This window comes from Pseudoalteromonas piscicida (assembly GCF_002208135.1).
Lineage (GTDB): Bacteria > Pseudomonadota > Gammaproteobacteria > Enterobacterales > Alteromonadaceae > Pseudoalteromonas > Pseudoalteromonas piscicida_A.
Genome location: NZ_CP021646.1, coordinates 3,724,895 through 3,747,500 on the forward strand (window position 1 = coordinate 3,724,895; position 22,606 = coordinate 3,747,500).

At 44.0% G+C, this 22,606-nt stretch carries 15 protein-coding genes, 2 rRNA genes and 1 pseudogene; 9 read left to right on the top strand and 9 right to left on the bottom strand.

Going from position 1 to position 22,606, the window contains the following annotated elements:
• Window positions 1-63: 63 nt before the first annotated feature.
• Both uvrA and B1L02_RS17140 read left to right on the top strand, forming a co-directional pair.
• A complete protein-coding gene (uvrA, locus tag B1L02_RS17135; RefSeq protein WP_088531991.1) occupies window positions 64-2,886 on the top strand; it encodes an excinuclease ABC subunit UvrA in 2,823 nt (940 codons plus the stop codon).
• Window positions 2,887-2,936: 50 nt separating this feature from the next.
• A complete protein-coding gene (locus tag B1L02_RS17140) occupies window positions 2,937-4,031 on the top strand; it encodes a hypothetical protein (protein ID WP_088531992.1) in 1,095 nt (364 codons plus the stop codon).
• Here B1L02_RS17140 and B1L02_RS17145 read toward each other — a convergent pair.
• Complete coding sequence (locus B1L02_RS17145) at window positions 4,012-4,410, bottom strand: acyl-CoA thioesterase (RefSeq protein WP_088531993.1); 399 nt, start codon at window positions 4,408-4,410, stop codon at window positions 4,012-4,014. The two genes, B1L02_RS17140 and B1L02_RS17145, sit on opposite strands and share 20 nt — an antisense overlap.
• Window positions 4,411-4,439: 29 nt before the next feature.
• Here B1L02_RS17145 and B1L02_RS17150 point away from each other — a divergent pair, with 29 nt between their 5' ends.
• Window positions 4,440-5,141 carry a 2OG-Fe(II) oxygenase gene (locus B1L02_RS17150; protein WP_088531994.1) on the top strand — a complete coding sequence of 234 codons (702 nt, stop codon included), beginning with the start codon at window positions 4,440-4,442 and terminating at the stop codon, window positions 5,139-5,141.
• A 58-nt stretch (window positions 5,142-5,199) separates the two neighbouring features.
• Here the strand turns inward: B1L02_RS17150 and B1L02_RS17155 are convergent, their stop codons facing one another.
• Window positions 5,200-5,568 carry a YacL family protein gene (locus tag B1L02_RS17155; protein ID WP_088531995.1) on the bottom strand — a complete coding sequence of 123 codons (369 nt, stop codon included), beginning with the start codon at window positions 5,566-5,568 and terminating at the stop codon, window positions 5,200-5,202.
• Window positions 5,569-5,630: 62 nt separating this feature from the next.
• Here B1L02_RS17155 and B1L02_RS17160 point away from each other — a divergent pair, with 62 nt between their 5' ends.
• Entirely contained in the window at window positions 5,631-6,575 is a 945-nt protein-coding gene (locus B1L02_RS17160; protein ID WP_223191952.1) for an AEC family transporter, read from the top strand.
• A 3-nt stretch (window positions 6,576-6,578) separates the two neighbouring features.
• Here B1L02_RS17160 and B1L02_RS17165 read toward each other — a convergent pair whose 3' ends face one another.
• Window positions 6,579-6,806 (bottom strand): hypothetical protein, encoded by a 228-nt coding sequence (locus B1L02_RS17165; RefSeq protein ID WP_010376621.1) that lies wholly within the window; start codon window positions 6,804-6,806, stop codon window positions 6,579-6,581.
• A 220-nt stretch (window positions 6,807-7,026) separates the two neighbouring features.
• On the opposite strand from B1L02_RS17165, the gene B1L02_RS17170 reads away from it, so the two are divergent.
• A complete protein-coding gene (locus B1L02_RS17170; RefSeq protein ID WP_088531997.1) occupies window positions 7,027-8,340 on the top strand; it encodes a short-chain fatty acid transporter in 1,314 nt (437 codons plus the stop codon).
• Between the two features lie 30 nt (window positions 8,341-8,370).
• On the opposite strand, the gene B1L02_RS17175 is transcribed toward B1L02_RS17170, so the two are convergent.
• Window positions 8,371-9,381 carry a metalloprotease gene (locus tag B1L02_RS17175; RefSeq protein WP_088531998.1) on the bottom strand — a complete coding sequence of 337 codons (1,011 nt, stop codon included), beginning with the start codon at window positions 9,379-9,381 and terminating at the stop codon, window positions 8,371-8,373.
• A 210-nt stretch (window positions 9,382-9,591) separates the two neighbouring features.
• Between B1L02_RS17175 and B1L02_RS17180 the strand changes: the two genes are divergently transcribed.
• Window positions 9,592-10,800, top strand: coding sequence for an EAL domain-containing protein (locus tag B1L02_RS17180; RefSeq protein ID WP_088531999.1), 1,209 nt, complete (start codon window positions 9,592-9,594; stop codon window positions 10,798-10,800).
• On the opposite strand, the gene B1L02_RS17185 is transcribed toward B1L02_RS17180, so the two are convergent.
• Window positions 10,784-11,911 (bottom strand): hemolysin family protein, encoded by a 1,128-nt coding sequence (locus B1L02_RS17185; RefSeq protein WP_167651266.1) that lies wholly within the window; start codon window positions 11,909-11,911, stop codon window positions 10,784-10,786. The two genes, B1L02_RS17180 and B1L02_RS17185, sit on opposite strands and share 17 nt — an antisense overlap.
• 166 nt (window positions 11,912-12,077) lie before the next feature.
• On the opposite strand from B1L02_RS17185, the gene B1L02_RS17190 reads away from it, so the two are divergent.
• Both B1L02_RS17190 and B1L02_RS17195 read left to right on the top strand, forming a co-directional pair.
• On the top strand, window positions 12,078-14,531 hold the full coding sequence (locus tag B1L02_RS17190) for an alpha/beta hydrolase family protein (RefSeq protein ID WP_088532000.1): 2,454 nt from the start codon (window positions 12,078-12,080) through the stop codon (window positions 14,529-14,531).
• A 225-nt stretch (window positions 14,532-14,756) separates the two neighbouring features.
• Window positions 14,757-15,452 (top strand): response regulator transcription factor, encoded by a 696-nt coding sequence (locus B1L02_RS17195; RefSeq protein ID WP_088532001.1) that lies wholly within the window; start codon window positions 14,757-14,759, stop codon window positions 15,450-15,452.
• Window positions 15,453-15,483: 31 nt separating this feature from the next.
• Here B1L02_RS17195 and B1L02_RS17200 read toward each other — a convergent pair whose 3' ends face one another.
• Both B1L02_RS17200 and B1L02_RS17205 read right to left on the bottom strand, forming a co-directional pair.
• Complete coding sequence (locus B1L02_RS17200) at window positions 15,484-17,004, bottom strand: YifB family Mg chelatase-like AAA ATPase (protein WP_088532002.1); 1,521 nt, start codon at window positions 17,002-17,004, stop codon at window positions 15,484-15,486.
• A gap of 17 nt (window positions 17,005-17,021) precedes the next feature.
• Window positions 17,022-17,636 (bottom strand): trimeric intracellular cation channel family protein, encoded by a 615-nt coding sequence (locus B1L02_RS17205; protein ID WP_088532003.1) that lies wholly within the window; start codon window positions 17,634-17,636, stop codon window positions 17,022-17,024.
• A 170-nt stretch (window positions 17,637-17,806) separates the two neighbouring features.
• On the opposite strand from B1L02_RS17205, the pseudogene B1L02_RS17210 reads away from it, so the two are divergent.
• A pseudogene (locus B1L02_RS17210) lies at window positions 17,807-18,836 on the top strand (IS630 family transposase).
• A gap of 354 nt (window positions 18,837-19,190) precedes the next feature.
• Here B1L02_RS17210 and rrf read toward each other — a convergent pair.
• Both rrf and B1L02_RS17225 read right to left on the bottom strand, forming a co-directional pair.
• Window positions 19,191-19,304 (bottom strand): 5S ribosomal RNA (gene rrf / locus B1L02_RS17220).
• A 190-nt stretch (window positions 19,305-19,494) separates the two neighbouring features.
• A 23S ribosomal RNA gene (locus tag B1L02_RS17225) occupies window positions 19,495-22,377 on the bottom strand.
• Window positions 22,378-22,606 lie beyond the last annotated feature (229 nt).

Here is a 22,606-nt window from a genome sequence, read left to right on the forward strand (position 1 = left end):
GTTTCAATTTAGTGGATTAGTATCGCGTACTCAGTACAGCGCACGAAAAAACACAAGGGTCGTATGGATAAAATAGAAGTTAGGGGTGCCCGTACCCACAATTTAAAAGACATTTCACTCACCATTCCAAGAGACAAGTTGATAGTGATCACGGGTCTTTCTGGCTCAGGGAAGTCGTCTTTAGCATTTGACACCTTATACGCAGAAGGCCAGCGTCGTTATGTTGAGTCTTTATCTGCGTACGCGAGGCAATTTTTATCGCTGATGGAAAAACCAGATGTGGATCACATTGAGGGCTTGTCTCCCGCGATTTCCATTGAGCAGAAGTCGACTTCTCACAACCCACGCTCAACAGTGGGAACTATTACCGAAATATACGACTATTTAAGATTACTCTTTGCCCGAGTGGGTGAACCGAGATGTCCTACGCATGATTTACCGCTAGCCGCACAAACTATCAGCCAAATGGTTGATACTGTATTGGCGCTACCTGAGGGTAGCAAACTTATGCTACTTGCACCGGTGGTGAAAAACCGTAAAGGTGAGCACGTAAAACTGTTAGAAGAACTTGCGAGCCAAGGTTTTATTCGCGCACGTATTGATGGCGAGGTGTGCGATCTCTCAGATCCACCGACGCTAGAGCTACAGAAAAAGCACACTATCGAAGTTGTGGTGGATCGTTTCAAAGTCAAAGCAGGGCTTGAGCAACGGTTAGCCGAGTCTTTTGAAACCGCGCTTGATCTAGCTGATGGCATTGCACAAATCGCCTATATGGATGATAGCGACGCAGACGAACTGGTCTTCTCGGCCAACTTTGCCTGTCCAACTTGTGGCTATGCCATGAGTGAACTTGAACCAAGATTGTTTTCTTTCAATAACCCTGCAGGTGCATGCCAAAGCTGTGATGGCTTGGGTGTAAAGCAGTATTTTGATCCCAAACGTGTAGTGCAAAACCCAGAACTAAGCTTGTCTGGCGGTGCAATCAAAGGGTGGGATAAACGCAGTTTTTACTATTTTCAAATGCTAAGCTCAGTTGCCGAGCAATATGGATTTGATTTGGAAACGCCATTTCAAGATCTACCGAGCAAATTTCAAAAAGTGGTATTGGAAGGTTCTGGCAAAACTACAATTGCGTTTAAGTACCGCAATGACCGAGGCGATCTTATTACCCGCAATCACGAGTTTGAAGGCGTTTTAAACAATATGAATCGCCGTTATCGGGAAACGGAGTCAAGCTCAGTAAGAGAAGAACTCGCCAAATATCAAACCAGCCAAGCGTGTCCAAGTTGCCATGGCTCACGCCTGCGCGAAGAAGCTCGCCATGTGTTTATCGGCTCGACCAACCTGCCAACCGTAACAACCATGAGTATTGGCGAAGCCAGTCAATTTTTTATCGACTTAGCACTCACTGGCCAAAAAGCACAAATTGCGGACAAAATACTCAAAGAGATCCGCGACCGTTTATCGTTCTTGATTAATGTCGGCCTAAACTACCTCTCTTTGGAGCGTAGTGCTGACACGTTATCTGGCGGTGAAGCCCAGCGGATCCGTCTTGCAAGCCAAATTGGCGCAGGTCTTGTAGGGGTGATGTACGTGCTGGATGAGCCCTCAATTGGTCTGCATCAACGCGATAACGACCGTTTACTTAAAACACTTACGCATCTAAGAGATCTTGGCAACACCGTGATTGTGGTAGAGCACGATGAAGACGCCATTCGTGCAGCCGATCACATTATAGATATAGGCCCAGGGGCCGGTGTACACGGTGGCTATGTCGTCGCGGAGGGAACTCGCGATGAACTAATGCAGAGTAAAGACTCCTTAACGGGTCAATACCTCAGTGGCGAAAAACGCATTGAAGTCCCAGCGCAACGTCATCAATGTGATGACAAATGGCTTGAGCTTAAAGGCGCAACGGGCAATAACCTAAAAAGTGTCGACTTAAAAGTGCCTGTTGGTCTAATGACCTGCGTAACAGGGGTATCTGGTTCGGGTAAATCGACCCTCATTAACGACACCCTATTCAAGCTTGCCCATCAGGAATTAAACGGTGCAACAACGCAAGAAGCGGCACCGTATGGATCTGTTCATGGGCTGGATCACTTTGATAAAGTTATCGATATTGATCAAAGTCCTATCGGTCGCACACCACGTTCGAACCCAGCAACTTATACAGGGATCTTTACCGCTATCCGCGAATTATTTGCGGGGACACAAGAATCGCGTTCACGCGGTTATAAGGTTGGCCGTTTTAGTTTTAATGTTAAAGGTGGTCGCTGCGAAGCCTGTCAAGGCGATGGCGTTATAAAGGTAGAAATGCACTTCCTACCAGATGTCTACGTTCCTTGTGATGTCTGTACTGGTAAGCGCTATAACCGTGAAACACTGGAAGTGCTGTACAAAGGTAAAAATATCCACGAAGTGTTGGAAATGACCGTTGAGGACGCTCGAGAATTTTTTGATAAAATTCCCGCAATCAATCGCAAACTACAAACTTTAATGGACGTTGGCCTTTCCTACATTCGTCTAGGGCAAGCCGCCACGACTTTGTCCGGTGGTGAAGCGCAGCGTGTTAAGCTCGCTCGTGAACTATCAAAACGAGATACTGGCAAAACACTCTACATTCTCGATGAGCCGACCACAGGTCTGCACTTCCATGATATTCAACAGCTACTCGCCGTGCTACATCGTCTGCGCGATCATGGTAATACGGTGTTGGTTATCGAGCATAACCTAGATGTCATCAAAACCGCAGACTGGATTGTAGACTTAGGTCCAGAGGGAGGAGCTGGAGGAGGTCAAATACTCATCTCAGGTACACCTGAAACGGTGGCTAACTTTGCAGCTTCACACACAGGTAAGTACCTTAAGCCCTTATTGTCTTAATTTCTAAAAGTCTCTATGATTGGTGCATAATAATTACAAATTCACTTATTATGCATCAACTTCTCGCGCCAAAAAACTTAACCGCGTACCTAGCAAGACTGCGCTTTTCCATCGGCCAATTTTGGCAAAGTCTAACGCTGGCTCAACGCTATTATTTAGTCAGTTTTATCATTTTTATGTTCAGCTTGAGTGAAACTGAAGATAATAATTTCATCGGCTTTTTGATCTTAATAACCACTGTAACAGCACTATGTTATGAGTTTTGGCCGAGGATCATGACCTTTTGGGAAAGTGTGCCAGGAAAAGCACTGATACTGTTATTTTACGCCTTTATCGCGAACTTTGTGTTAGTTCAAGCTGATGGTCGTATTAATGATTTAACTGGCGTCAGCACAGATAACTTCCCCTACACACATAATTTGAGTGTGTTGCTGTCGTTACCTACTTGGTTTTTTATTACCAGTACCTTCTTGTTAATTCTCGCGCAATTATTTATGACCTGCTATGTCGTTGTGCTCTTCCTACTTAAGCCATTGCGTATAAAGCCTTTTTGGCATCAGAATCACTATCGCTACCCGGCAACAACTGCAATCATCAGGCTGATCATGTGTTTTGTTTTATTGGCTTTCTTGGTGCTTGGCATCGCTAAATCAGGCGCTTCAACCGCATTTACTGAGTTTTCTTCTGATTTCAAAATAGATGAGGACGGAATTTCTTTCCAAGCCAACGCGAAAGAATCACGCTCCTCTGACTCCGAAGAAAAAAACGAAGGAGCATCGGAAACTCAACCACCAGTGGCAGAAATGAGTGGTGATACTCCACAACAAGGTGAAGCACAGTCCACTGCAGATGAGCCAGAGTCGTTAACGGTATCTATTAATAACGATCCCAACCCAGATTTGCATGAGCAAGGTAAAAACTATAACGATGTGCTAAACCAAATATTGGCTTACTTTATCTTTCGCTTTGAGTCTGACGGAAACTCACGTTGCGAACATAGCGAAGGCAGTAATATTGTTGAATTAAACGATTATGAGATCTTAGAGATCATGCCGGATAACGCCGCGGAATACGGCTACACCTATACAGTAAAGCCTTGTATTTCAGCGGCAATTGGTCATCAGTTTAAGCCGCAGCAACCATAAACGCGCCTAGCGCATCGCGCTCTTGCTGACTCAGCGGTTGAGATTGCTTAACCGCAAAGTCATATCGCACCATAATGGTTTTACCTTCAGCACAGCACTCTCCATGCTGCCAAGCCTGCTGTAAAATCACAAATGAGCTGTTGCCGATATGTTCAACAGCCGTTTTTATCTCGACTTCCTGACCATAAAATAGCTCCCCTTTAAAGGTGACCTCGACTTTAGCAACAATCAATTTCCACTCTTTTGGATTTAAATCTGGTGTAAATATTTTGAAAATAGGTGTGCGCGCGGCTTCAAACCACACAGGGAGTACGGTATTGTTGATATGTCCAAGCACATCTGTGTCACAAAAACGCGGCATAAGCTTTTCAGACAGCATAATAACTCCAATAAAAACTAGGGAAAAACATGAGTGATTTTATTCGCGTTTACGATAACGCACTCAGTTCAGACTTTTGCGATGAATTCGTAAAGACCTTCGATCAAAGCCCACATTTAAAACAGGGGACTACGTCTGGTGGTGTCGACTTGAGTAAAAAAGTCAGTCACGACCTTTATTTAAATTCCTATCCTGACTATGCCAAACAGTTACAACACATTCAACAGGTTACGGCAAAGCACTTATTTGAGTACCTTGAAGAACATTTCTTTATGATCATCGGTGCATTTGGGCTTAAAGTGTATCACCCCAAAACTGGTGAGCCTGTCGATCTCACTGTGGATAACTTTGAAGAAGTCGGCAAGCCACAACTCCCGGTCCTTGCTCAACAGCTATTTCGTTTAGGCGCTATCCAAGCCCAGCGATATCAAATAAATAAAGGCGGCTATCCCTATTGGCACAGCGAAGTCTACCCTCAGCACGACCATAATGAAGCCTTACACCGAGTACTGTTATTTATGTTCTACCTTAACGATGTCGAGGAAGGTGGAGAGACTGAGTTTTATTATCAGCAGCGTAAGATTGCCCCAGTAAAAGGCTCTATGGTCATAGCGCCTGGATATTTTACACATACCCATAGAGGCAACATTCCGGTTTCCAATGATAAGTATATACTCACTTCTTGGGTGTTATTTAATAGAGCAGAGCAACTCTATGGTACGCCAAAATAAGCTCTATTTCAGGAGGCTGTTGAACTCAAGAATGAAAGATCAACGGCCCCCACAGAGCTTATTTAGCTTTGGTAAATTCAGCCCACTCTATCAGCATGGGTAAAAAGTCTTCATAGCCACAAACCGCCATCATACCTGATTCATCTAAAGCCAGTGCGTCTTCTTGGTATTGCGCTAAGTCATCACTTTCATGAAACAGAGCGTGGCTTTCAAATAATGCTTCTTGCAGCGTGAACGTAGCGCGGATCTCTTTTCCAGCCAACACAAGCTCTTCTTTTTGATTTGGCAGGTTTTCAAGCTGCGTCAGCAGGCTGACAATACGCTCATGTGCAAGCTCCTCGCTCAGCCAACGACCTATCAACGCATGCTCGTCATTTAAGCGAGCTCGAAACCCAGAAAGTGGGTCACGAATAAACTGGTATTCCATCTTTGCTTCTTAACTAAATCACCTTCTTTTATTATACCTAAGTGGCGTCCGCTAAGCATTCATTGATAGAATTACCTTTTAACCTCTCGATTATTGGTCAACGCATGTCGCCTGTTGAGATCTTATTTCCTCTCATCTTTATTGTTAATTCTGGTTTTTTGAGTGCAAAGATTGGCTTTATCGCCATCAATCAGCTTGATGGCTTGCGTACTTTTATCTTTAATTTATGTATTCCTGTGCTGTTATTTAGCAGTATGGTGCAAGCAGATCTGGAAAGCCTCGCGACGGGCTCCTTGTTATTATCCTTTTATCTCCCAGTCGCTCTGACTTATGCAGGCTTATACCTATTTCTCTTTAAAGCGCAACATCGCTCAAAAGCAGACAGTGCAACATTAGCATTAAGTGGCACCTACTCTAATACTGTGTTAGTCGGATTACCGATAATCTTAATGGCACTCGGTGAACAAGCCGCAGCTATGGTGTTTATGATTATTACATTCCACAGTGCGATGCTGTTTTTTATGACTTTTTTACTGGCAGCAAGACACAAGAATAAGGTGGATATTGTGAAACCACTGCTGCTAAATCCAATCGTGATAAGTATTTCGAGTGGTTTGATATTAAACATTGCTGGATTAAAGCTACCAAGCTTAATGCTTGAAAGCTTTAGTTGGTTGGCAAAACCTGCCATTCCTGGGGCGTTATTTATTCTGGGTGCAAGCTTGGTGCAGTATGGTGTACGAGGAAAGTTACACGGTGCAATATGGCTAAGTGCAGTAAAACTGATGCTACTACCGGGATTGGTTTATCTCTTTGCCACTTATTTAGGATTGGCAACTCAGCAAGTTCAGGTGGTGACTTTAATGAGTGCCTCTCCTTTGGGAGTCAATGCCTATCTTGTTGCTAGACAGCTCGACAGCCAACAGGCAACGCTTGCGGCTACCGTTGTGCTGTCTACTGTGCTAAGTATGGTCAGTCTGACTGGGTGGTTATACTTTTTGGTATAACCGTTAATACCTAGGCGGCGTATACTTAGCAGCATCAATGATAGCCCACAAATGGAAAACGGCTGCAATCACGGGTGGAACCAATAAAAACCACAGCGCATACCCACCTACAACAACAATTGCGAAGATTAAAGCCGCCAATATACGACCTTGAACCAACTGACCAAGGCCAGGGAAAAAGACGTTACAAATCGCTGCAATTACATTACCACCAGAACCTTGTCCAGACATAGTTACCTCTCTTAGTTACTTAAAGTCTTTCTTTTTAATATATCAGATTTCATGCCAACCCTAACACTTTGATTTTAAAAGAAACCAATGAAAATCATTGTTTTCTGTTCACTATAAGTTAGCCTAAACCACTAACTTTTAGCTTAAAGTTTAGCTATATTATGATGCGTAATTCAATCACTTTGATTTACATAAAATAATAATGAAAACAGGATGTCTTATGCTTAGCAAGTTTACCACCCCGCTAACAAAATTAGTCGACAAGTATCTACCCGATCCATTTGTGATTGTACTTTTACTCACTTTTTTGGTGATGATACTCGCTGCACTATTTACTCCAGCAACGCCTGTCATGGTGCTTGAGGCATGGGGTAATGGTTTTTGGAAGCTGCTTACTTTTGCGATGCAAATGTTGTTAGTTTTATTATGTGGTCACATGCTTGCCGTGACCCCTCCAATAGCGAAAGCACTAGACCGTATAGCTGGCCTAGCTAAGACTCCCTCTCAAGCAATTATACTCACTACCTTTGTTGCGATGAGCGCCAGCTGGTTAAATTGGGGGTTTGGCTTAGTTGTCGGAGCTTTGTTTGCAAAGGCCATCGCCCGAAAAGTGAAAGTCGATTATCGCCTGTTAGTGGCTAGTGCTTACTCTGGTTTTGTTGTTTGGCACGCTGGTCTATCAGGCTCAGTCCCTCTAACTATCGCAACCCCGGGCCACTTTAGTGAAAAGAGCATCGGTATTGTTACCACTTCAGAGACAATCTTTGCACCATTTAACCTGCTCATCGTACTCAGTATTTTTATCGTTTTACCACTTATAAATAAACTGATGCTTCCCAAAGATGATGACGCAGTTATTGTTGATAAAGAAAAGCTCATTGAACAAAGTAATGATATCAGTAACCGCAATACTCCGGCTGCAAAATTAGAAAATGCCTCATGGCTTGGCATGTTAGGGGGAGCAATCGGTCTTAGCTACCTAGGCTTTTACTTTATATTTAACGCAGGCACATTGACATTGAATATCGTCATAGCCCTGTTTTTGTTCTTAGCCATGCTGCTACACAAAACCCCTGCAAATATTCTCAATAGTCTACAACAAGCAATTCAAGGTGGTGCCGGTATCGTGATCCAGTTTCCTTTTTATGCTGGGATCATGGCTATGATGGTAGAAACAGGACTTGCGCAACAAATATCTCAAGGATTTGTTTCTATTAGTAGTCAATGGACATTACCGCTGTGGACCTTTTTAAGCGCTGGCCTTGTAAATATATTTGTGCCTTCTGGCGGCGGTCAGTGGGCGGTACAAGCACCAATAATCATTCCCGCAGCAGAAGCACTTAATGCAGACATAGCCAGAGTCGCCATGGCCGTTGCATGGGGTGATGCTTGGACTAACCTGATCCAGCCATTTTGGGCACTCCCGGTACTTGCAATTGCAGGCCTTAAAGCCAAAGATATTATGGGATTTTGCCTAGTTCAATTGCTGGTAACGGGTGTAATTATCGCAACTTTATTGTTGCTCCCTCTATAACAAGGTGCGTAATGCACCTTGTTACACAGATTAACTTGATAAAATTTTCATTGGTAAGCTTAGGATTGGGCTCTCTGAATCAGCAAAATGCATCATTACCGCAACATGACCTGTAATAACAACTATATACATAATGGCGCTGACCACTTGCCCATACCGGTCAAGTGGTAATAAGTGACTGTAATTACGGCCACGCCACTCAATCAGGATTTCAAAACTACCAATCAAAATGAATATTACCAGTAGGATTAAGCCAAAGGTGTAGCTGATCCAAAGGCCGAATAGTACCCCAGCCATACACGCTAATAACCCCACCCAAGAGCGCATTGAAAAGCTTATGCTTTTTAGAACATGCCCGCCATCTAGCGGCAAAATAGGTAGTAAATTGAATAAGTTCAACAGTGCACTTAATACTGCAACACCAGCAAAGATTTCCATCTCTGTCGCGTAATACAACACCACTCCAAGGATTGAGGTTATCAAACCAAATGCCGGTCCCATCAACGAAATAACTACATCTTGCCAGCGAGTCGTGATCTTATCGTCACTTACAGCCAGGCCACCAACGAAAGGGATCAAATAGATGCCTTTGGTTTTGATCCCAAAATAACGCATAGCACGGACGTGGCCATATTCATGAACGACTAAGCAAGCCACAAGCATAACCGCAAACTGCCAAGAAAATAACCATGCGTATCCTGCCACGGATGCGCCAGCTAGTGCAGCTTTGACCACCTTGGCACTTTTGAATAACTTTAAGCCCAATGCCGCCAAACCAAATAAACTACGTTTTTCTTTAGGTGTCTCGGTGCTCACTTCGAGCCACTGAAGCTCAGCGCCATTTACTGCAATACCAAGTAAGCCCTGAGGTAACTGCTCTGTATTTACCGCCAGTGCTTGTCCATCAATAGTCGCAAAAATGCCATTGTGCTGCTCTTCAAAGGTAATCGCTTGCTGCTCGACAAAAAGCTGTACTACTTGTTTTTGGTTAAAAAAGATAGATACTGCTTTATCCGCTAGCGAAAGCTCTACTCTATTCATATTCAGATCCAAAGGTCGTTTGAGCCATTATCGCTAAAAGCAACCGCTTCATAAAGTACTACCGAAATCTGAATTAGAAAAATACAGGTACAGTGTCGTTATTGCGCTTTAAATTGAGTAAAAATCACCTTTTAAAGCGTTTTGGGATTTGAGCACTTTAAATTATTTGTACTAGACTTTAAGGAGGTAAGGTATACGAAGGAATTGTTAATGTCATTAGCAAAACATCGGATAATGGTAGTAGATGATTCACCCGCGATCCTCGTCGTAATGCAAGCCATTATGACTGAGCTTGGCATTGAGCATGTCACAACCTGCTCAAGTGCGGTGAATGCTGTAGAAAAAATACGGCAGACTCCTCATCAATTCGACGCCATTTTTACAGATCTCAATATGCCCGAAATGGATGGCATGGAGTTTATTCGCCAACTAGGAGAGCTAAGGTTTTCTGGCGGTATTATTATTATTTCCGAAATGGACGAGAAGATTATTGATCTAGCAACCAATCTTGCCAGACAGTCCAATGCACACCTAATCGGCAATATTTCTAAACCCGTACAATTGGTTGATGTCGAGCGTATGCTCAAGAAAATGGAGACGTATACCACTGTTAAACGTAGCCGCATTGAAAAGGTGACCGAAAGCGATCTTTTGCACGCCATTAGTCACAATGAAATTACGCCTTACTATCAGCCAAAGGTTCACCGTGGTGACAAAAAGATTAAAAGCGTCGAAGTGCTTGCCCGTATTGTGTCTAAAAATACCGAGCAGGTCATTTTACCGGACCATTTCATTGGTGTGGCCGAAGACACCGACCTAATCAACATCATTACGTTCCAGCTTTTTGAAAAGGCAACGGACGAGTTTAAAACAATCAAATCTGAGCTAAATTATCCGATTAAAATGGCCTTTAATTTATCGCCTGTACAACTAAATGATTTAAGCTGCCCAGATAAGCTAGCGCTTATTCTAGAAATAAACCGCTTAAAGCCCAGTGATATCATTTTAGAGATTACTGAAAACCAGCCAATGAATCAGTCTATCCAATTGGAAACCATGAACCGTTTACGGATCCGAGGGTTTGATATTTCGTTAGACGACTTTGGCACTGGGTTTACCAATATTCAGCAATTAAAATCTTTGCCGTTTACTGAGATCAAAATTGACCGCTCTTTGATAACCCATGTGGAATCGGATCGCTTTTCTCAGGTACTTATCGACAGCTTAATCGACATCGCGCAAAATCAGCAATTAGACATAGTTGCAGAAGGTATAGAACGGATTGAAGAGCTACAATACCTTGACCGCTACAAACATAGCCTGTTAATGCAGGGTTTTTTAATCAGCAAACCCAAACCACTAACAGACCTTATAGGGTGGATACACTCTTGGCAGCGCATGATTAATTCGAACCCTTAACCTCTGGAGAGGGTGTTTCCTCTTCGCGGTTCTGCACTTCAGACATTGCTTCAACTTCGTCAATGTCTTCAATCAAGTTATCATGATTATCAACTCGTTCTCGCCACTTTTGCTTAGCAGCAGCTTGCATGTTCGTGGTTTGCTCTCGCTCATCAACAATATCCATTCCCATTAATGATTCGAGCAAATCTTCTAATGTCACTATGCCTTGTACATCACCATATTCATCAATGACAAGTGCGATGTGTAAACGTTTTGCCAGTAACGCTTTGAATAGCTCTGGAGCAGCTAGCGTTTCCGGTACGGTATAAAGAGGGCGAGATAGCTTACCAATCTTATATTCTTCTCCAAGCCTATGATAAGCAAGCATAATGTCATTCTTGTGTACAAAGCCGATGATGTCGTCTGTATTTTTATCGAATACCAACACCCGAGAAAAAGCGACCGAACCATGCTCAGAAAGATACTCATGCACAGTCATATCTTTATGCACTTTAAACAACACCGTTCTGGGTGTCATGATGCTTTCGAGCCTGGCATGGCGAAAACGCAACAAGCTGCGAATGGTTTCCGTTTCATCTTGGTGCAATGCGCCAGCTTCAGAGCCAATCTCCGCCATTGCTTCAATTTCTTGGCGAATATAGTGGGCTTCATCACCTTTGCGGCCAATCACTTTTGTAAGTTGATCCGACATCCACACAAATGGCTTCAATACTCGAACTAACCATACCAACACACTTGAAACGATTGGCGTTAATCCGCGCCAATAAGTCGCCCCTAAGGTCTTCGGAATGATTTCTGACAGTACCAAAACCAGTAGCGTCATCACTGCCGAGGCAATACCGACAGCTGCATCTGAAAATACCACGGCGGCTTGTGCGCCAACCCCTGCAGCACCGGCGGTATGCGCAACGGTATTTAACGTTAGAATGGCAGACAAAGGCTGATCAATGTTGTCTTTCAGGCGTTGAACTCGCGATGCCAATGCATCGTTTTCTTGCTTTAAGATCCCTATATGGCTTGGCGTAATACTGAGTAGCACCGCTTCCATCACCGAACAGATAAAAGAGATAGCTATTGCCAAAAACATATAGGTTAATAATAAAACCAAGTAAATTCTCCTCTTTATTCAACGCTAAGTGTTTGCTTAACCGCATACGTTATGTTGCTCATCAACACAGACTATTAAATTTAGGACGTCTATCGCAGCAATACAACCGGTTCAAAATACTATGATATAGTTTTATCATATAATTACCTACAATAGGCGCACATAAATGAAATTACGTACAGCCGTCACTCTACTATTTACGGCAGTCTCAGCACAACTTTCAGCAAGCCCATTAGATGAATCAAAAATACAATTTTTGGGTCCCATCGCAGGCGAATCAACAATAAAGCCAGCGGATACAGCTCATCGTGATGCAATTATTGAAAACCTGCTACCATCATTACAACAAGACACCAAACAGGTAACGCTATTCAATAATGAAAGCAAATGGCAATCACTGAATAAAGTATCTCAATTAACGATACCTGGACTACAGGCTCTGAAGTTTAATTTCACTACTGAACGCTTTGTCTCAGGTAAACTCAAGCTTGAGGGCATTGAGAAAGCCAAAGTATTTCTAAATGGAGAGCCGGCCTCCGGTGTTAAAGAGGTTCAGCTTGATGTAGTCAAAGGCGATCATCAAATCCTCGTTATCGCTGAGCAGGTAAATGACTGGAATAAGGTTGATCTTAGCTTTGAAGGTGAAGCAGCACATGACATTATCACGCTGACAGAAAAACAAACCAAAGCGCTGTCTGCAAAGCAATTGTTTGATGCTCCAACAGTGAGTGCTATCTCACTTGCACCTAACGGCGAATATTACATTTCAACTGTACGCCACTACGATGATGAAAAAGGCAACTCAGCAATCACCGAAACTGCTTTATACAATGAAGATGGTGACATGCTTTACAGTTTCGATGGCATGAGTGCAAATAGCTTTGCGTGGCGTGATGACAGCAGCAAACTCACCTATTTAAAAGATAACAAAGCTTACATTCTTGATGTAAAAACCTTTAAACGTACTCAAGTTGCTACAAAGCTCAACGGCGCGAATAGTATCGAGTTTTTTGATAATGAGACGCTTATTTTTGCTTGGACTAACAGTGGCAAAGAAGAAGGCAAACTGACAAAGCATTATCAAGGATTAGAAGATAGATGGTCATATGCCCGCACTCAATCGCAAATATTCTTACTAGATATTAAAAGCGGGCTACTGAATCCAGTGACTGTTGGCACACACAGCCACAGCTTGGCTGACTTTGACGCACAGGAAAACACGGTTTTAGCTACCCGTAATAAGCAAGATTATGCGCAGCCACCCCATATGTTGACGGAGTTGGTAGAAATAGACCTGTCAAACAATCAGCAAAGTGTCATTGGTCAGTATCGTACATTTAATGGCGCTCAATACACTAAAAATGGTATTTACGTAACAGCAGGCCCAGATTTTGCGGAAGGTGCAGGACGCAACTTACCTGAAGATATGCTCGCGAATAACTATGACGGTCAACTTTATTGGATAGATCGCAAAGGCAAAAATGTAAAAGCGCTGAGTAAAAACTTTGATCCAGCCATAGGCAGCTTTACCGTACTCAATAATGGCGATGTGGTACTAAAAGCGACTGACCAAGATCGTCAACAGCTTTTCTTCTTTGACGAAAGTAAGTCTACTTTCAAACGCTTAAACACTGGACTTGATGTTGTCGCGAACTATTCTGTGTCTAGTGAACGTAATCCAGAGATCTTATTCACAGGAACTACTGCATCAACTCCACAGCAGTTAAAAACCATGTCTGCCTCAGATAAGCGAGCCGACACGCTGTGGGACTCAACAAATATCGCATACCAGAATGCGGAAATTGCCAACCTAGAAGAGTTTAATTTTACTAATACTGAAGGCGTGGAGATTAAGGGTCGTGTATATCTGCCACATGATTTAGACAAATCTAAAAAATATCCAGCACTTGTGTATTACTACGGCGGCACCTCACCTGTGACTCGTGGCTTTACAGGCCGTTACCCATTTAATTTATGGGCAGCGAAAGGCTATGTTGTTTATGTCTTGCAACCAACTGGTGCAACAGGTTTCGGTCAGAAATTTTCAGCAGAGCACGTCAATGCTTGGGGTGAACATACCGCTAACGATATCATCATGGGTACTAAAGAGTTTGTGAAAGCCTATCCTTTCGTCGATGATAAGCGTCTAGGTAATTTGGGTGCCTCTTACGGTGGCTTCATGACCATGCTGCTGACCACAAAAACTGATTTGTTCTCAGCTTCTATCTCACATGCCGGTATTTCGAATATTACCTCATATTGGGGCCAAGGTTGGTGGGGCTATTTATATTCTGGCGAGGCATCAAAAGGAAGTTTCCCCTGGAACAATCCAACCCTTTACTCACAACATAGCCCGGTATTTAATGCAGACAATGTAACAACACCATTATTGTTAATTCACGGTGACGCAGATACCAATGTGCCGCCAGGTGAAAGTCACAATATGTACACGGCGTTGAAGATCCTTGGCCAAGATGTTGAATTGGTCGAATACAAAGGCGCAGATCACCAAATTTTTGCTCGTGACAAACGCTTCCATTGGTGGAACACCATGCTCGCTTATTTCGATAAACATTTAAAGCAAGAACCACAATGGTGGGAACACCTATACGGTAAATAATCAACTTTGGGCGGCACCGTGTGCCGTCTTTTCGTTTATGGAAGCAACGATCAACCACTTCATTGTATATAATTTCACAATAAAGCTAGCTTCCCCCTTGATCGAACTGGGTTGTCAGGTTAACGTGCCTGATATAGAGTTGTAAGAATTCGTTTCATGCACTTCCAAGCAGCGATCTCTCAGTGTTATATTAACGACAATTAAACAACAATTAACAGTGAAAACATGAGCATAAAGGTTTTATTAGTTGAAGATGATGAACTCTTAGCAAAGCGGCTGTGTAGTCACTTTGAAAATACCGAGTTCAGTATCACTGTAGACAATACGGGTGCTAATGCGCTTGAGCTTATCCAAGCTCAAGCCCAAAACCCATTTGCACTCGCTATTGTTGATGTTGTTTTACCCGCCACCGATGGCCTGCAACTCGCGAAAGAGATTAATACCTTATCAGACCTTGGTGTTATCATGCTTTCCAGTAGAGACTCTCAAGCTGATAGAATCGCAGGCCTTGCGCAAGGCGCAGATGACTACGTCTGTAAGCCAGTAGATACTCTTGAGCTTGAACTGCGTATGCGCGCCTTATACAAACGTTTAGTTGGTAATAAAGACGATGAATCAGAAGAGTTTATCGAATATGCCGACTTTAAACTACACCCTGACAATCGTACCTTAATCAATCAACACGGTATTGAGTCTCGGCTTACCGAAGCAGAGCATAAAGTGTTGATTTGTCTTATTTCTAATGCTGGAAGGGCAACATCCAGAGAGCGTATTTCAGAAGACATTGGGCAACCAGATTGGAGTCCAAGCGACAGAACGGTTGATGTGTTAGTTGGCCGACTACGAAAAAAACTCGGTGATGAAAAAGAACAAAAACGCATTGTAACGGTTCGTGGTAAAGGTTATATGCTGTCAGCCTAATATTTACCACGAACCCTACCTATGCAGTTAGCTAATACTGTGTCAACTGACCTAACAACCTCTCCAGCGCACGATAACTCAGCGCCTCCTTTAAATGCGATAGGCTAATATTAGGTGTAGAACTCAGATCTGCGATGGTACGCGCAACTTTGATTATTCGATGATATGAACGTGGTGATAGTTTTAGTTTTTCCGCCGCCTTTGCTAGAAATAAACGTTCAGCATCAGCAAGATAGCAGATATGATTTAGCTCTTTTACACTCAGTTGGTCGTTACATTTTCCCTGACGTGCTAAAGCTGTTTTATAGGCCTGCTCCACCCTAGCCCTTATTGTCGCGCTAGACTCACCATCATGCTGTGACTGTAGTTCTTCCGTTTTTAGACGAGGTAATTCTACCTGTAGATCTATTCGGTCTAAAAATGGACCTGAAATCTTAGCCAAATAGCGCAATACTTGATCTGGAGATGCTCGCTTGTCAGTGTAACAACCAGTAGGACTGGGGTTTAATGCTGCGATAAGTTGAAAGTTTGCAGGGTAATCAACTTGTCGAGCTGCGCGCGAAATCGTTACCATGCCCGTTTCCATCGGTTCGCGTAATGAGTCCAGTACCTTCCTATCAAATTCTGGTAATTCGTCCAAAAATAGAACTCCATTATTTGACAATGATATCTCCCCAGGCTTCGGATTCGACGAGCCTCCAACCAAGGCTACCGCAGAGCAAGTATGATGTGGAGCTCTAAAAGGCCTTGTTTTCCAGTTTGATTGGCTGATTGTTTTTCCCAGTATGGAATATATAGAAGCTGTTTCTAACGCCTGATTATCCGTCATTAGCGGCATTATTGTAGGTAGACGTTGAGCAAGCATCGATTTTCCAGTACCTGGTGGACCAAGAAATAAAACGTTATGCCCACCTGCCGCGGCTATTTCTAGCACTCGCTTCGCCCCCTCTTGCCCTTTCACCTCAGCCATATCCAGCAAGCTCCCACCTGAAGCTTGTATATTTAATTCGTCCGGGTAGAGTTGATTAAACATAAGTGATTGCTGGCCGCTTAAGCCTAACCATGCTGTACGCAAGCAGCTTATAGCAACACGATTGGCATCAGCGGCAAGGCTCGCAACTGCATCGTTACCGATTGGTAGGTAAGCAATTCGCCCCTCCTTCGCTGCTGCAATAACAGATGGCAAAATGGCAGTGACCGTCCTCAGCTCACCATTTAACGCAAGTTCACCATAAAACTCTTTATCAGCAATAGCATGGCTATCTAACTGCCCTGATGCGACGAGAACACCTAGTGCGATTGCAAAGTCAAAGCGACCCCCGTCTTTGGGTAGATCTGCTGGTGCTAAGTTTACTGTGATACGCTGTTCTGGAAATAAAAAGCCAGCATTAACAAGCGCACTACGGACGCGTTCTTTGGCTTCTTTAACAGAGGTTTCAGGAAGCCCTACAATACTAAAGGCAGGTAAACCATTACTAAGATGCACCTCGACGATAACCTCAGGTGCGGTGATCCCTACTTGTGCTCGAGTGAAGACTCTTGCTAAAGACATCCATGTCTCCTGCTTAACTAATATTTATAGTTAAATACGTGTAACACCAAGTGGTATCGCATAGCCGCTAACCTTAATAATAAGGTTGCGGCCATAGACAACACCATTACGTATTCTATTGCCATGCCCAACTTAATTGCCTGAGTATAGACTACCCCACCAAAAATGCAGGTGATTGCGTATAACTCTCCTTTAAGAAGAAGCGGAATTTCTCGGGCTAATACGTCTCTGATTACCCCACCAAAACACCCAGTCAATACGCCCATGATCACAGCTGTCGTATCAGGCATTCCTATACTTAGAGCCTTTTGTACTCCCATTACAGCGAAAAAAGCAAGCCCAATGGCATCAGCAACCTGCAGTACAGTTCTTGGAATATTTTGATGTCGATTTAACCACCATATACTCACAGCTACAGCAAATAAAATAGCGTAAATATAGCTAGTATCATGAAGCCAAAAAACAGGTTGATCTAAAATCAAGTCTCGTAATGTTCCCCCTCCGATACCAGTTACTGTCGCAAGGACAATCACACCAAAGCCATCCATATGTTTACTATGCGCAATTAAGGTTCCCGAAATTGCAAAAACCATAACGCCCAAGAGATCAAACCAATGATAGAGTTCTGACATTTCGTAATTAGTTGTGAAACAAAAGCAAAATCATAACGAAGATCTCACACAAAAGGTAGTGGGATCGCCGATATTTACAGCTCACAATATACTGAGTAAAGTGGCTTATAATACCATTAAGTAATGATTTGTGATCTAATTGTATTTATTTTCCAACTGACAAATAAACTTTGAATACTCATACTTCTGTCGAACTTTTCAAGTTAGCTAAATCAGAAAAAGACGCGCGTAAAAAGATCCGTTATTTAGCGGTCGCGCACTACCGTGATAACCACAATAAAACACAAATTGCTGCCATGCTGCATGTCAGCAGAAGAATGGTAAATGAGTGGGTGAAGCGCTACCTTAACGAGGGGCTCACTGGCCTTGACGCTAAAAAACCTATCGGTAAACGTTGTTATTTAAACGATGCGCAGCAGAAACAACTGTGCCAGTATATTGAAAAATACAGTCGAAATAGACAACGGTTGTAGGCTGACAGGGTATCGTATAAAGCAATACATTGAAGATGAATTTAACGTCTCTTGCCACCCTAATGCGATTTATAAATTATTGGAAAAATTAGGCTTTAGCTGGATAACTAGCCGCTCTCGCCACCCGAAACAGTCCGAACAAGTTCAGCAGGACTTTAAAAAAACTGCAAACGGAATTGATCAAAACGATCCCGCTATTTATCAACCTGAATGACGTGGATATCTGGTTTCAAGACGAGGCCAGATTTGGTCAGCAAAACACCACGACACGCCTTTGGGCAAAAAAGGGAACTCGACCGAGGGCCGTCAAACAACAACCGTTTGATTATGCGGCGCTGTATGCCCTTCAACGGGGCATACTGAAGCACTCATCACACCATGGGTGAACATGAGTGTCATGAAACAGCATTTGCAGCAAATATCAGCGAAGACAGCAGCAGGCCGACATGCTGTTGTGTTAATGGACGGTGCTGGATGGCACCTAGCGTCACTGGTAACAGATATTGATAATGTCGCCATTATCAAGCTACCTCCCTATTCTCCTGAGCAGAACCCAATAGAGCGTGTATGGAGTTGGCTGCGTCAGCATCATTTAGCGAACCGCTGTTTCAAAGGTTATGAAGATATTGTTGAGAGTTGTAGTGAGGCTTGGAATGACTTTGTATCATGTACAAAACGAGTGGTTAAAATGTGTCAACGTGACTGGATAGAGGTGGGAAAAAGTTAAGATGGATTGGTATTATACCAATTCGCTTAATTAAGTGATCTATTTTGAGGCGAGAAAATCTTGTCGATAACACGGCGAAAATTTTGCTATTTAGTTGTTCTAAATGAAAAATTTTTAACACAGTTAGCGTCAGATTTGCTCCTTCAAATTGAGCAAGTATTAAGACTAATTGGTATTATACCGTACTCTCCCGTTAAGGGAGAGGAGTCCATACATCTCCTACCATGTTGCACTGTGCTGATGCTGTGGTAGGAGCGAGTTTACCTCGCGATGTGTTGATTGGCTTGCGAGGTTTTCTATACCCCAAACAGCAAAAAACCCGTCGCATCTCTGCAACGGGTTTCTCTTATTTGGCCCTGGCGATGTTCTACTTTCACATGGGTAATCCACACTATCATCGACGCTGTTTTGTTTCACTTCTGAGTTCGGCATGGGGTCAGGTGGTTCCAAAACGCTATAGTCACCAGGAAAACTGGGGGCAAATGTCTAATGACATCGTGCCTCGCACGAGCATTCCATTTGCGCAAGGTGAACCGATTTCGCGATACCCTGAGGTTGGTCACCTTGTTTAATTCTTAAATCTGGAAAAAGCTTATTAAATTCTTTTGTCTACTTTAGTCTATTAACTTCTGTCGCTTATAAACCACTTTGGCGTTGTATGGTTAAGCCTCACGGGTAATTAGTACGAGTTAGCTTAATGCCTCACAGCACTTCCACATCTCGCCTATCAACGTTGTAGTCTTCAACGGCCCTTCAGTTGACTCTAAGTCAAAGTGAGAACTCATCTCGAGGCTCGCTTCCCGCTTAGATGCTTTCAGCGGTTATCGATTCCGAACGTAGCTACCGGGCAATGCAATTGGCATCACAACCCGAACACCAGCGGTTCGTCCACTCCGGTCCTCTCGTACTAGGAGCAGCCCCTCTCAATTCTCAAACGCCCACGGCAGATAGGGACCGAACTGTCTCACGACGTTCTAAACCCAGCTCGCGTACCACTTTAAATGGCGAACAGCCATACCCTTGGGACCGACTTCAGCCCCAGGATGTGATGAGCCGACATCGAGGTGCCAAACACCGCCGTCGATATGAACTCTTGGGCGGTATCAGCCTGTTATCCCCGGAGTACCTTTTATCCGTTGAGCGATGGCCCTTCCATTCAGAACCACCGGATCACTATGACCTACTTTCGTACCTGCTCGACGTGTCTGTCTCGCAGTTAAGCTTGCTTCTACCATTACACTAACCGTACGATGTCCGACCGTACTTAGCAAACCTTCGTGCTCCTCCGTTACTCTTTGGGAGGAGACCGCCCCAGTCAAACTACCCACCAGGCACTGTCCTCAACCCCGATTCAGGGGCCTAAGTTAGAACATCAACACTACAAGGGTGGTATTTCAAGGTCGGCTCCACACAAACTAGCGTCTGCGCTTCAAAGCCTCCCACCTATCCTACACATGTAGGGTCAATGTTCAGTGCCAAGCTGTAGTAAAGGTTCACGGGGTCTTTCCGTCTAGCCGCGGGTACACAGCATCTTCACTGCGATTTCAATTTCACTGAGTCTCGGGTGGAGACAGCGTGGCCATGGTTACACCATTCGTGCAGGTCGGAACTTACCCGACAAGGAATTTCGCTACCTTAGGACCGTTATAGTTACGGCCGCCGTTTACCGGGGCTTCGATCAAGAGCTTCGCCTAAGCTAACCCCATCAATTAACCTTCCGGCACCGGGCAGGTGTCACACCGTATACGTCATCTTACGATTTTGCACAGTGCTGTGTTTTTAATAAACAGTCCCAGCCACCTGGTCACTGCGGCTCTCGTTTGCTTACAGAGCAAGTCTTTCACAAACAAGAGCGTACCTTCTCCCGAAGTTACGGTACAATTTTGCCTAGTTCCTTCACCCGAGTTCTCTCAAGCGCCTTAGTATTCTCTACCTGACCACCTGTGTCGGTTTAGGGTACGATTCAGTATAAACTGAAGCTTAGAGGCTTTTCCTGGAAGTAGGGCATCAACAACTTCACCACCTTAGTGGCTCGTCTCGACTCTCAGCCTTAGCAACCCGGATTTTCCTAAGTCACCAGCCTACAGCCTTTCACATGGACAACCAACGCCATGCTTGCCTAGCCTGCTCCGTCCCCCCATCGCATTCATACCGAGTACGGGAATATTAACCCGTTTCCCATCGACTACGCTCTTCAGCCTCGCCTTAGGGGTCGACTCACCCTACCCTGATTAACATGGGATAGGAACCCTTGGTCTTCCGGCGGAGGAGTTTTTCACTCCTCTTGTCGTTACTCATGTCAGCATTCGCACTTCTGATATGTCCAGCATGCCTCCCGGCACACCTTCAGCCACTTACAGAACGCTCCCCTACCCCGCGAATAAATTCGCAGCCGTAGCTTCGGTGGTATGTTTAGCCCCGTTACATCTTCCGCGCAGGCCGACTCGACTAGTGAGCTATTACGCTTTCTTTAAAGGGTGGCTGCTTCTAAGCCAACCTCCTAGCTGTTTTAGCCTTCCCACATCGTTTCCCACTTAACATACACTTTGGGACCTTAGCTGACGGTCTGGGTTGTTTCCCTCTCCACGACGGACGTTAGCACCCGCCGTGTGTCTCCCGGATATTACTTTACGGTATTCGGAGTTTGCAAAGGGTTGGTAAGTCGGGATGACCCCCTAGCCTTAACAGTGCTCTACCCCCGTAAGTATTCGTCCGAGGCTCTACCTAAATAGATTTCGGGGAGAACCAGCTATCTCCCGGTTTGATTAGCCTTTCACTCCTAGCCACAGGTCATCCCCTAACTTTTCAACGTTAGTGGGTTCGGTCCTCCAGTTGATGTTACTCAACCTTCAACCTGCCCATGGCTAGATCACCGGGTTTCGGGTCTATACCCTGCAACTTAAGCGCCCAGTTAAGACTCGCTTTCGCTACGGCTCCCCTAAATGGTTAACCTCGCTACAGAATATAAGTCGCTGACCCATTATACAAAAGGTACGCAGTCACCCAACAAGTAGGCTCCTACTGCTTGTACGTACACGGTTTCAGGTTCTATTTCACTCCCCTCACAGGGGTTCTTTTCGCCTTTCCCTCACGGTACTGGTTCACTATCGGTCAGTTGGGAGTATTTAGCCTTGGAGGATGGTCCCCCCATATTCAGTCAAAGTTTCACGTGCTCCGACCTACTCGATTTCACTTTAAATAAGTTGTCGTGTACGGGACTATCACCCTGTTTCGTCATGCTTTCCAGCATATTCCACTAACTACATTAAAGCTTAAGGGCTGCTCCGATTTCGCTCGCCGCTACTTTCGGAATCTCGGTTGATTTCTTTTCCTACGGGTACTTAGATGTTTCAGTTCTCCGCGTTCGCCTCGTTAACCTATGTATTCAGTTAACGATACCTGCAAGCAGGTGGGTTTCCCCATTCGGAAATCCTAGTCTCAAGCGCCTCTTACTGGCTTGACTAGGCTTATCGCAAGTTAGTACGTCCTTCATCGCCTCCAACTGCCAAGGCATCCACCGTGTACGCTTAGTCACTTAACCATACAACCCAAAATAGTTTTAAGTTGTAAATCAAAGACTGATTTAACTTCGCCAGAAGTTAATATTGAATACTAAAGTAGACGCTAATTAATTGTTCTATATAGAACTATTAATCGGCATTTTCTTTCGAAAACTCGATAAATAACTTTACGTTATCTATCAGAATTTAATTTTTCAGCTTTTCCAAATTTTTAAAGAGCAATATCACTTAGCCATCAGGCCAAGCAAC